Here is an 11,697-nt window from a genome sequence, read left to right on the forward strand (position 1 = left end):
TTATTTTGTTTCCAGTTGTTTTTCAATTTCTACTTGAGTATTCAAAATAGCTTGTAATTTATCTAACTTATCCATTTGAGCCATGTTCAATGCTTCCCAAGCATCTAGCACCACAAATAATTCACCCGTATTATTTTGCCAAGCCAAAACTGCCGTATCATAATTCCTTTTCAAAGCTGGAATGATGCTTTTATCAGCGATCTCATATTGTTTTTTTAAGTTTGTCAATTCGGTTTGCATTCCTGAAATCATACCTGTTGCTTCGTTCAAAATCATTTGCTTTTGCCATTCCAAGCTCTCATTTTTTATTTGAATACTATTGATTGTGGCCTTGTTCATTTTAGTAGACCATGGCATCGGAATAGTGACCATTGCCATCAAATTAAACTGTTGTGGGTTCTTCCCAAAAGCAAACATATGATCATATTTTACTCCAAACTCGGGTAATAACTTTGATTTTTCGGTGGCAATTTCCAACTGATTTAATTCCATTGTTTTCTCAATTGCCTTCACATCGCTTCGGTTTTGAGAAAGTGCCGTGGTATCTGTTTGTAATAAATCAAACTCTTTTAAAGTATAATTGGGATCAATTTCAAACAACAGTTTTTTATCTCTTGCCATCAACGTATTCAACATAATTCTTTTTTGAGAAATTTCATTTTGCAACATAACCACCATACTTTGCAATTCGTTGTATTTTGATTTGGCTTTGTAGTACGTTGACAATTTATCCATGTTGTACTGGTAGCGAATTTCCATGCTTTTTATCATGTAATCCATAAGCAACAAATTGTCATTGGCTATTTTTATTTTTTTATCCAATACGATCCATTGGTAATAATTAGTTTTTGCTAAAGCTTCCAACTGATTGGCAGTATAATTTTTATTTTCTGCTTCCACAGATGACATAGCACTCATGTAATTAAAATCGGCTTTTTGTCTGGATGCATTGGGGATCATTTGCGTAAAGCCTACCATATATGCGCCCATTCCTGGATTCATTTCATCTGCTTTCCACATTTTGACATTATAAGGTGTCATAAATAAACCAGTATTAATTTGTGGTGCCATCCAACTTGTAGCCCCTTTTGCGGCAGCGTCCATACTTTGAATATCGGCATCGTACATTTTCAATTGAGGATTATTGGTCTTGATGGTCCCCAAAACTTCATCTAATGAAAGTGATTGCGCATTTACATTTGCAAATCCGAACATCAGTCCACTTATAATGATATACTTTTTAATGTTTCGCATTGATGATTTCTATTTTACCTTTTGTTCTTAATTCACGAAGTTTTGTCATTTCAAAAACAACTGGCGTTACTAATAATACATAAATAGTGGAAGTAATTGTCCCTCCAATAAGTGGTACTGTAATTGGAATCATTACATCCGCTCCAGTTCCTGTTGACCATAGAATGGGGATTAATCCAAACAAAGCCACAGAAACCGTCATTAATTTAGGGCGCAACCTTTTGGCCGAACCATAAATAATATAATCTCGCAAAATATCTTCTGTAATGGTTTCACTACTATTTCCATGTTTTTCGACCATTTTAATCATGGCTTCATTTAAATAAATGGTAATCAACATGGCTGTTTCAATGGCTAAACCAAATAAAGCAATAAACCCGACAGCCACAGCCACAGATAAGTTAATCCCATAAAAATAAACCATGAAAATTCCACCAATCAAAGCAAAAGGAACTGTAATCATGGTCACGAATGCTTCTTTCATGGAGCCATAAGTAAAAAATAAAATCAAAAATATTATTACTACAACAAGAGGCATAATCAAGCTTAATGTTTTGTTGGCCCGAATTTGGTTTTCCCACTGTCCACTCCATTCCACGTAATATCCTTTTGGCATTTTGGTCATCATCGCATTCAGTTTGTCCTGCGCTTCTTTTACAGTGCTCCCTAAATCCCGATCTCTAACATTAAATAAAACGCTTCCACGGAGCATGGCGTTCTCACTATTAATCATGGGCGGTCCATCGCTGATTTTAATATCAGCAACAGTTTCTAATGGTATTGGTCCGTATTCCATTGTTTGCACCTGTAATTTTTTCAAGGCTTCTAGGCTATTTCTGTATTCTTGTGCATAGCGTGCATTGACAGAAAAACGTTGTCGTCCTTCAATTGTAGTCGTTAATGTCATTCCACCAATCGCTGCTTCTACCACACTATTTACATCATCAACACTAAGACCATAACGACCTATAACTTCTCGTTTAGCAACAATATCAATGTATTTCCCTCCTGTAATAGGTTCCGCAAACAAGTCTTTTACTCCTGCTGTGCCTTCTAAGGATTTTTTTATTTTTTGTGCCAATGCATCTATCGTGTCCAGATTTTCACCGTAAATTTTAATTCCTACATCGGTTCTAATTCCTGTAGATAGCATATTGATCCGGTTGATAATGGGCTGAGTAAATCCATTAGTCACACCTGGAATTTGGAGCTTATTGTTGATTTCAGTTATAATATCACTTTTAGTTTTCCCTTCTCTCCATTCATTATGAGGTTTTAGTAAAACGATGGTTTCAATCATACTTATCGGACTATTGTCCGTTGCTGTATTAGCTCTTCCTGCTTTTCCCAAAACATGGGTTACTTCTGGAATTGATTTTATCAATTTATCCTGAACCTGCAAAATTCGCTTAATCTCTGCATTCGAAACATCAGGTAAAGTTACTGGCATAAATAAGATTGAACCTTCATCCAATGGTGGCATAAATTCAGACCCCAATCGAGTAAACATCAATCCCCCAATTAATAAAGCGACGATGTTTACTGCCAATACTGATTTTCTCCATTTCAAACAAAAAGTTAAAATAGGCGTATATATACTTTCCAATTTTCTATTAATTGGGTTTTTATTCTCGGGACGCAATTTTCCTTTTAACAAATAGCTGATTAAAACCGGCGTCAATGTGATAGCTAAAAAAGCATCCACAATTAGAATAAATGATTTCGTCCACGCTAACGGGCTAAACAATTTCCCTTCCATTCCTGTTAATAGAAAAACGGGTAAAAAAGAAGCAATCACGATTAATGTAGAATAAAAAACACCCGGCCCTACTAATTTTGAGGAGTCTTCAATCAGTTTCATTTTTTCTTCAGAAGACACTGGATCATGTTCTTTTTTGAATATATTTTTAAATATTTTTTTCATTGCTGTTGGTTAATGTTTATTGTCCAGTTCTTCCTGTCTCTCAGAGATACTTCGATAGGCATTCTCCACCATTACAATCCCATCATCAACCACAACACCAATTGCTAAGGCAATACCTGTAAGCGACATAATATTGGATGAAATCCCAAAGGCTTGAAGAAAGATAAATCCTATCGCCACGGATATAGGCAATTGTATCAGAATTATAAGTGCGCTTCTCCAATGAAAAAGAAATAATAAAACAATAATCGACACTGCAATCATTTCTTCTATCAAAGTTCCTTTAACAGACTCGATTGCTTTTTCTATCAATTCACTTCGGTCATACGACGTCTTGAAAGTCACCCCTTCTGGCAAGCCTTTTTCGACTTGTTTCATTTTGGCTTTTACTGCTTGAATAACCTTATCGGCATTTTCACCGTAACGCATCACTACAATTCCGCCTACCACTTCCCCTTCACCATTAGCATCAAAAATTCCCAAACGCAAATCGCCACCCATTTGTACCGATCCAATATCACTGACTTTTACCGGAACCGAATTGTAGTTTTTAATGGCAATTTCCTCCACATCCTTTATGTTTTTGATATATCCCAATCCTCTTACTACATACGATCGGTCACTCATTTCAAATTTTCTGCCACCCACATCATTGTTGCTGCTTTTGACCGCTTTCATCACTTCCATCATACTAACATTGTAGTATTGCATTTTGAGTGGATCTAAAACCAATTGGTATTGTTTTTCGAACCCACCAAAAGAAGCGACTTCCGCCACTCCGGGAACCGTTTGCAAGGCAAACTTCACATACCAATCTTGCAAAGCGCGCTGTTCACCTAAATCCATTCCATTAGTTTCTAAGTGATACCAAAAAACATGACCAACCCCTGTTCCATCAGGTCCTAGTGTGGGAACTACACTTTCGGGCAATAGCCGTTGCGCATAATTCAGTCGCTCCAATACACGGGTTCTAGCCCAATAAGGATCTACATCATCTTCAAAAATGATATACACAAAACTCATCCCAAACATGGAGGAAGCACGGATATTCTTGATTTTTGGAATCCCTTGTAAATTAGAAACCAAGGGATACGTTACTTGATCTTCTATAACTTGTGGGCTTCGACCCATCCATTCCGTAAAAACAATCACTTGATTCTCGGATAAATCCGGAATTGCATCAATAGGATTTTGTTGCACACTATAAATCCCCCAACCAAATAAAAAGGCCGAAACTAGCAAGACAACTATTCTGTTTTTTAGAGAAAATGAAATTAATTTTTCTACCATAATTGCTTATTTTTTTTGAGAAAGACTATCTTTCACTTTATCGATCCATTGAACTACTTCTTCTTTTTGAACTGAAGTAAGGATTGCGTTTCTATGAATTAGTGTGTAAGACGTCAAAGGCATTTCACCCTTCTTTATTTGTTTACTAATTTCATTTAATTTGTTTCCTTGTTTTCTAAGAGAATAATTCCCCCACTCACTAAAATTCAAATTTTCCTTGCCTTCTTTTATATGACTATCCATCAACATTCTTGCAGGCTGAATATTTGAATACCAAGGGTAATTTGTAGTATTACTGTGGCAGTCATAACAAGAAGTTTTCAAAATAGTTTCCACTTTTGTTGGAACTGCATAAGCATTCATAAAATCCAAAGCTGGAACCGGTACATAATCAATCGTACGAACAGGTTGATACAATTGCATCAACAAAAAAACAATAAATGCAATTGCGGCTATTTTTTTGAAAACTTTCTTCATTTTACCATTCTTTAGTAATTCCACCGCAGGTTAGCATTTCGGATCCATAATAGGGATTCTTAATATCCTTAACCTCACTAATCCAATAGCCACTTTTCCCTTGATCATACATTGGGCAATAATCTTTATATATTTTTTTATCTGTTCCAAAGATTTTAATCAAATCATTTACATCCTTGCTTAACATGGCAAAATGCTCTCTTTGGTGGTCAATTTTACCTGCATTATCACCAATATGTTCGGCATGTTCTTTGGCATCATCAGTGATATCTGCATAGGTTTTTTTAATATTAGCTTCAATTTTATCCGAGTTCGAATTTTTTAAAGTAGCATACAATTCTTTTCCTGCTTCGGCTGCCCCTTTAGAGTCGTCTTTTGTCAATGCATTTTTTAATTTCAAATAATTATCTAAAATAGGGTCAATTGAAAATGAAGAGTTACTTTTAATAATTTCCACCTCTTTCACCGCTTCAACAACTGGTTTAGCTTCAACAACTGGCTCTGACAATGACATTCCGCAAACAGAACAAGCCTCGCCTTTGGCTCCTGTCACTTTTGGATGCATCGGACAGGAATACAATTGATTATCTGCAGTCTTCTCTGAATTTACTTCACTTTTAGTTTCTGTTTTATTGTCCTTACATGAAGCAAAAGCCAATACTAAAAGGATGATACTTAATTTGAATACGTTTTTCATTTTTTTGTTTTTAAATTATTTAATAGTTTCAACTGTTTTACCACAACTCATCATTTTTGAACCGTAATATGGATTTTTAACTTCGTTTTCTTTGCTTAACCAATTTGCTTTTACCATCGGACAATATTGATAATATGTTGGTGTGTCTGTTTTTGATACTTTCATCAACTCATACATGTTTTTTGAAACCGATTTAAAAAAATCTCTCTGAATTTTAATATCTTGTGTTTCAGAAATACTTTTAACATCTGAACCCAGCTCTTTATAAACCTTCATCCAAGCCATGTGCTCTTCCATTTTTAAATCTTCCATTTTTACGGTAGCAATAGCTGTCAATAATTCTTTTGCTTTCATTGAAGCCACTGAAGCATCTGTTTTAACTAAGGCATCTTTAAGTAAAAAATAATCATCAAAAACTAACTTTAACTGATTCACTTGTTCTTTTGTCGTAACTCCGACATCCGAATGATTATCATGCCCACCCATTGTATTCATTGAAGACATTTCCATTTTTTCAGCAACTTTAGCCTCTCTTTCATATTGACAACATCCTGGAAGTGTATTGAATGCATCCGTTGGCGCAAGGAATTTTTCACTATCATAACCTGCCAATGCAATTCGTTTTAGAATTTCATCTGGATTGGTTTTAGCGCTGTCATAGGTAATCGCGGCCATTTTGGTGTCTTTATCCCAGTCTACACTGGCTAGTTTATTAAGACTGCCTGCTTTTTCTATGGTAGTTTCGCACATTCCACAGTTACCAAAAATCTTTACCGTTTCGGTTTTGGCATTTTTAATTTGCGCATTAGTAAATGCGACTGATAGCAATAATATTATTGCCATCACTGATTTGTTTAGTGATTTCATTGTATAAATAATTTGAAGTTGAATAGGGCAAATCAATATCCAAAAGATAGTAATTAAACTATAATTTGTCCAATTGTAATGACCATAAATAATTGATTAAAGCAATATTAGCTTTGAATTTGACACACGATTGGCTGTCAAAAAAAGAATTTAGCCTATTTTAGGAATAAGCCAGATAGAAGAATAGCCCGCAGAAGTAAAAGATTCGGATTGGTAAAATTTTTGTTTTTTGGTAGAAAAATTAAAGACATTGTCTTGAACCTCTAATGGAATAGAAGAAACTACCCCTATATTAAATGATGAAACGCTACACATAGCATGTCCACATTTTCCATTACAACCATTGTGATTTTTGCTTTTTGAATGAGAATTCGTGCTGCAACAATCTTTCATTCCTGTTTTTGAAGACATTTCTTTAGAACAAGAACTTTTTTCTGAATGATTACCACATGCAAAAGTTGAAGTTGGCATCAAGAAGACGCCAAGCAAAACGATTAGTATGATGTGGATTTTTTTCATTTTTATTGTAATAAGGAACAAAATTAGTAAATCTATATTTAGATAACCACTAATTAATTGTTAAAACAACTTTACTAATTCACTTTTTTCTTACTGTTTTATTTAGTTTCCCCTAATATCGAATACATAAGTGACTGAGAAACAGAAAGTATAATACTAAATAACAAGGCTGTAAAAAAGGAATCAACACTAAATCCACCTACTATATTATCACATAATAAAATGATTAACGCATTAATTACTAATAAGAACAAACCTAAAGTTATAAAGGTAATAGGCAATGTCAAAATGACCAAGATAGGCTTTACAAAAATATTTAGCAATCCAAGAACTACCGCTACAATCAATGCAGTAGTAAAACCTGCGACATGAACACCAGTCATAAAATGCGAAAGTAAAAGTACTAAAACAGATGTTATAAGAATTCTAAAAAGTAATTTCATGTTTTTTATTTTAATTAAAAGTACTAAATTTTTAAATGAATCAATTTATTTCTAAAAAAGAAATTACCAATTCATGAAACATTTTTGGATTTTCGGCATGAAGCCAATGACCTGCATTAGGGATTGTTTCAATTTTTAAATTCGGAAAATGTTTTTTTATCACTTCAAAATCACTGTCCAAAATATAATTAGAGTTTCCACCACGGATAAAAAGTGTAGGCTTATTAAAAATTGCATTTTCTGGAAGTGCCACTCCTATTTCCTCCATTTTTTCATTAAAAACGGATAGGTTGAATCGAAAGGCCAATTGACCTGGCTCTTGCCAATACAAACTCTTTAGCAAAAACTGCCTTGTACCAAAATCCGTTATATATTCTGATAGGGTTGCTTCAACATCTGAACGACTTGGTTTGTTAGCAAAGTCTACTGCATTCAATCCTGCTAAAATAGTTTGGTGGTGTTGCGGATAAAATTTAGGCCCAATATCGGCTACGATTAATTTATCGATCAATTCTGGATAACTAGTTACCAACAGCATTGCAACTTTACCACCCATAGAATGTCCTATTATATCTATAGAATTTAAATTATGGCCTTGACAATATTCAACAACATCCTGCACCATAAATTCATAACTAAATTCCTCTGATTGTAAACTTCGACCATGGTTGCGAAGGTCTAACATATGAACTTGAAAACCATCTGAAGCAAATTGTGTTCCAAGTGTTTTCCAATTGTCAGACATTCCTAAAAATCCGTGAAGAATTAAAAGTGGCTTTCCTTCGCCTTCTATTTTTGAATACAGCATTTGTTTGTTCTTTTTATTCTGGGTTTGCGTGAGGGATAGTAGCGGAAATCCTTTTTATATGGAGCGATAGCGGAATAAAAAAAGATTGTAGCGAATAGCCCGACCCGCCTTTTTTGGCGGGTCACGCCCCAATTATTTTATTTTAATTTTTGTAAATACATATTAACCACATTCTCTAGTCCTAAATATAAAGCCTCCGAAATTAGTGCATGCCCAATGGAAACTTCTAATAAGCCCGGAATATTTTGTTTAAAAAACTGAATGTTGTCCAGACTCAAATCATGTCCTGCGTTGATTCCTAAACCTAGTTCGTTAGCTAAAACTGCTGATTTTACATACGGATCAATTCCGTTTTGATTCCCCAAACTATATTGGTGGGCAAAAGCTTCGGTATATAATTCGATTCTATCCGTTCCTGTTTTTTTGGCACCTTCAATAATTTCCAAAACTGGATCTACAAAGATGGAAGTCCTGATTCCGTTGCGTTGAAATTCTTGAATCATTTCGGTCAAATACGATTGATTTTTTATGGTATCCCAACCCGCAGACGATGTAATGGCTCCAATAGCATCAGGAACTAAAGTAACTTGGTCCGGTTTACACTCTAAAACCAAATCGATAAAATTATGTAGTGGATTTCCTTCTATATTATATTCGGTGTAAACAATGGCTTTCAAATCGCGAGCATCTTGATAGCGAATGTGGCGTTCATCAGGACGAGGGTGAATGGTGATTCCCTCAGCTCCAAATTTTTGAATATCGGTGGCTACCTTCAATAAGTCAGGAACATTTCCACCACGAGCATTACGTAAAGTAGCTATTTTGTTGATATTTACACTTAACTTTGTCATTGGAATACTTTTTGATTATAAATAACTGTTTAATAGAAGCAAAAATACAAAGTAAAAGGTAGGAGTTTTTGCCTTTTTTTGATTATTTTGCATAAAAATTGAGGATTTATTTAAGATGGAAATTACAAACTACATAACCACTGATTTTAAAGCCATTGACAGTCAAGATACCATCGAGACTGTTAAATATTTTTTTGATGATTTGAACTTTTCTCATTTTCCAGTTGTGGAAGAAGGGATATATATAGGAAGCATTGCATCTGAAGACTTAGAAACTTTTGAAAATGATAAAAAAGTAATTGACTACAGATATACTCTTGAAGGGTTTTTTACTAAAACAGACTCTTTATGGCTTGAAGTTTTAGAAGTTTTTGCGAAAAACCATTCTAATTTGATTCCAGTTTTAGACGAAAACAATACCTATGTAGGCTATTATGAAATAGATGACATCATGAGCTTTTTTCACCAAACTCCCTTCTTGAAAGAGCAAGGACGAATTATAAAGGTAAAAAAAGGAATTCTTGATTATTCCATGAGTCAAATCACTCAAATCGTGGAAAGCAATAATGGTAAACTTTTAGGATTATTCATCTCTGAAGCTGATGTAGACACTATTGAAGTTACGATGAAAATAAGTTTAGGCGCCATCAACGAGATCATTCAAACATTTAGAAGATACAATTACGAAATTACATCTGAACATCATGAGGATGATTATATAAACAACTTGAAAGAGCGCTCAGACTATTTAGATAAATACCTTAATATATAAAAATAGTTGAGGCAATTATTAGATTAAAAATTCCAAACAAACGATTAAATAAAGAAATGAAAGTAGCCATTTACGGTCAATATTATCAAAACAGTACAGAACCAATCATAAGAGATATTTTTGTTTTTTTTAATCAAAACAACGTAGAATTGGTCATTGAAGCTAATTTTTTGGACATGTTATATGAAAAAAAAATTATTCAAAAAGATTACAATACCTTTTTTTCCCATGCAGAGCTTGACGCTACTTTTGATCTGTTGGTAAGCATTGGTGGCGATGGTACCATTTTGAGAGCAGCCACTTTAGTTCGTGATTCTGGTGTGCCGATCTTAGGAATAAATGCAGGTCGATTGGGTTTTCTTGCCACTGTTCAAAAAGAAAACATTCATGAATTTTTACAAATTGTGATTGATAAAAAATATACTATTTCTAAACGAACCTTATTAAGTTTAACCTGTGACCCGCCTAACGAAGCACTTCAGGATATTAACTTTGCAATGAACGAAGTTTCGGTAAGTCGCAAGGACACCACATCCATGATTACAATTGACACCTTTTTAAATGGCGAGATTTTAAACTCATACTGGGCTGACGGATTAATTATATCAACCCCTACAGGATCTACAGGTTACTCCTTAAGCTGTGGTGGCCCTATACTGACTCCCGATGTAAAAAGCTTAGTTATTACCCCAATAGCTCCCCATAATCTTAATGCAAGACCACTTGTCATTCCTGATGAGACTGAAATTAAACTAAAAGTTTCCGGTCGAGAAGAAAATTATTTAGTTTCACTGGATTCCCGAATTACTTCTGTAGGAAACGAATCTATATTGACAATTAAGAAAACCCCTTTCCAAATAAACATGGTGGAAATCCCCGACGAAACGTTTCTTAAAACACTTCGCACAAAACTACTTTGGGGAGAAGACAAAAGAAATTAATTTTTTTATTACTGCGCTATACGATTTTATCATTTTTTTTCGTTTTGCTTTAACAACTTCAATTCATATCAATTGGGCGGTCATAAATGAAATAATTATGACATTTAACACAATGAATATTGATTCCTATTGATAATTATTATATTTGCACGCAATTTTAAATTAAAATGACTAAAATCTTCAGCTTATTTATATGCTTATTCTTGAGTATAGCCATGCACTCTCAGATACATGAAGTTGGAGTTTTTCTAGGTGGAAGCAACTATATTGGAGACGTTGGCCCCACTACTTATATAGCTCCACATGAGCCTGCTTTTGGACTACTTTATAAGTGGAATAAAAGTCCAAGACACGCCTATCGTTTCTCTTATACACAATCAAAAATAACCTCAAATGACCTTGATTCAAAAGAACCAGGCAGAAGCCAAAGAGGCTATCGTTTTGAAAATAATATAAAAGAAGTATCTTTAGGCCTTGAATTCAATTTTTTTGATTTTAACCTGCATGAATTAGATAGAAAAACTACTCCTTATGTATATTCAGGAATTAGTTATTTTAGGTATGACGAGTTGTACATTATATCAGGAGAAACAAGAAAAGATCAAGCAGAGAATACATTTGCTATACCTATGGTTCTAGGAGTAAAATCAAATATTACTCCGCGTTTAATATTAGCGTTAGAAGTAGGAGCACGTTACACACTTACGGACAATCTTGATGGGAGCAATCCAAAGAATGAAAGTTTGAAAACATTACAATTTGGAAATATAAATAATAATGATTGGTATGTTTTTTCAGGTATTACTTTAACGTATACTTTTGGAAACAAACCTTGTTATTGTGCAGACTAAAAA

The 11,697-nt window shown here is 34.2% G+C and carries 11 protein-coding genes and 1 pseudogene; 3 read left to right on the forward strand and 9 right to left on the reverse strand.

Features of this window, described 5'->3' with window-relative positions:
- From AB3G34_RS12020 to AB3G34_RS12060, 9 genes and pseudogenes are all read right to left on the reverse strand, one after another.
- Entirely contained in the window at nt 1-1,254 is a 1,254-nt protein-coding gene (locus tag AB3G34_RS12020; protein ID WP_369752574.1) for a TolC family protein, read from the reverse strand.
- A pseudogene (locus tag AB3G34_RS12025) lies at nt 1,241-4,468 on the reverse strand (efflux RND transporter permease subunit). Before AB3G34_RS12025 ends, AB3G34_RS12020 begins: the two are co-directional and overlap by 14 nt.
- 6 nt (nt 4,469-4,474) lie before the next feature.
- Complete coding sequence (locus AB3G34_RS12030) at nt 4,475-4,945, reverse strand: heme-binding domain-containing protein (protein ID WP_367772093.1); 471 nt, start codon at nt 4,943-4,945, stop codon at nt 4,475-4,477.
- A gap of 1 nt (nt 4,946) precedes the next feature.
- Nucleotides 4,947-5,642, reverse strand: a complete 696-nt coding sequence (locus AB3G34_RS12035; RefSeq protein WP_367772095.1) for a DUF3347 domain-containing protein — start codon at nt 5,640-5,642, stop codon at nt 4,947-4,949.
- A gap of 15 nt (nt 5,643-5,657) precedes the next feature.
- Entirely contained in the window at nt 5,658-6,509 is an 852-nt protein-coding gene (locus AB3G34_RS12040; protein WP_369752575.1) for a DUF3347 domain-containing protein, read from the reverse strand.
- A 150-nt stretch (nt 6,510-6,659) separates the two neighbouring features.
- Entirely contained in the window at nt 6,660-7,028 is a 369-nt protein-coding gene (locus tag AB3G34_RS12045; protein WP_369752576.1) for a hypothetical protein, read from the reverse strand.
- A 98-nt stretch (nt 7,029-7,126) separates the two neighbouring features.
- On the reverse strand, nt 7,127-7,471 hold the full coding sequence (locus AB3G34_RS12050) for a phage holin family protein (RefSeq protein WP_367755285.1): 345 nt from the start codon (nt 7,469-7,471) through the stop codon (nt 7,127-7,129).
- Nucleotides 7,472-7,511: 40 nt separating this feature from the next.
- Nucleotides 7,512-8,279, reverse strand: coding sequence for an alpha/beta fold hydrolase (locus tag AB3G34_RS12055; RefSeq protein WP_369752577.1), 768 nt, complete (start codon nt 8,277-8,279; stop codon nt 7,512-7,514).
- Between the two features lie 137 nt (nt 8,280-8,416).
- Entirely contained in the window at nt 8,417-9,130 is a 714-nt protein-coding gene (locus AB3G34_RS12060; RefSeq protein ID WP_369752578.1) for a pyridoxine 5'-phosphate synthase, read from the reverse strand.
- Nucleotides 9,131-9,245: 115 nt separating this feature from the next.
- On the opposite strand from AB3G34_RS12060, the gene AB3G34_RS12065 reads away from it, so the two are divergent.
- The 3 genes from AB3G34_RS12065 to AB3G34_RS12075 all read left to right on the forward strand — a co-directional run bounded on the left by AB3G34_RS12065 (nt 9,246) and on the right by AB3G34_RS12075 (nt 11,694).
- A complete protein-coding gene (locus tag AB3G34_RS12065; protein WP_369752579.1) occupies nt 9,246-9,902 on the forward strand; it encodes a CBS domain-containing protein in 657 nt (218 codons plus the stop codon).
- 56 nt (nt 9,903-9,958) lie between these two features.
- A complete protein-coding gene (locus tag AB3G34_RS12070; RefSeq protein WP_369752580.1) occupies nt 9,959-10,843 on the forward strand; it encodes an NAD kinase in 885 nt (294 codons plus the stop codon).
- Nucleotides 10,844-11,010: 167 nt separating this feature from the next.
- Nucleotides 11,011-11,694, forward strand: coding sequence for a DUF6089 family protein (locus tag AB3G34_RS12075; protein ID WP_367772107.1), 684 nt, complete (start codon nt 11,011-11,013; stop codon nt 11,692-11,694).
- The last annotated feature ends 3 nt before the right edge of the window (nt 11,695-11,697 follow it).

The sequence above is a fragment of the Flavobacterium sp. WC2409 genome (assembly GCF_041200085.1).
Lineage (GTDB): Bacteria > Bacteroidota > Bacteroidia > Flavobacteriales > Flavobacteriaceae > Flavobacterium.

Coding starts and splice junctions, on each gene's coding strand:
- AB3G34_RS12060 (WP_369752578.1), bottom strand. CDS start 9,130: ATGACAAAGTTAAGTGTAAATATCAACAAAATAGCTACTTTACGTAAT.
- AB3G34_RS12045 (WP_369752576.1), bottom strand. CDS start 7,028: ATGAAAAAAATCCACATCATACTAATCGTTTTGCTTGGCGTCTTCTTG.
- AB3G34_RS12030 (WP_367772093.1), bottom strand. CDS start 4,945: ATGAAGAAAGTTTTCAAAAAAATAGCCGCAATTGCATTTATTGTTTTT.
- AB3G34_RS12050 (WP_367755285.1), bottom strand. CDS start 7,471: ATGAAATTACTTTTTAGAATTCTTATAACATCTGTTTTAGTACTTTTA.
- AB3G34_RS12040 (WP_369752575.1), bottom strand. CDS start 6,509: ATGAAATCACTAAACAAATCAGTGATGGCAATAATATTATTGCTATCA.
- AB3G34_RS12070 (WP_369752580.1), top strand. CDS start 9,959: ATGAAAGTAGCCATTTACGGTCAATATTATCAAAACAGTACAGAACCA.
- AB3G34_RS12055 (WP_369752577.1), bottom strand. CDS start 8,279: ATGCTGTATTCAAAAATAGAAGGCGAAGGAAAGCCACTTTTAATTCTT.
- AB3G34_RS12065 (WP_369752579.1), top strand. CDS start 9,246: ATGGAAATTACAAACTACATAACCACTGATTTTAAAGCCATTGACAGT.
- AB3G34_RS12075 (WP_367772107.1), top strand. CDS start 11,011: ATGACTAAAATCTTCAGCTTATTTATATGCTTATTCTTGAGTATAGCC.
- AB3G34_RS12020 (WP_369752574.1), bottom strand. CDS start 1,254: ATGCGAAACATTAAAAAGTATATCATTATAAGTGGACTGATGTTCGGA.
- AB3G34_RS12035 (WP_367772095.1), bottom strand. CDS start 5,642: ATGAAAAACGTATTCAAATTAAGTATCATCCTTTTAGTATTGGCTTTT.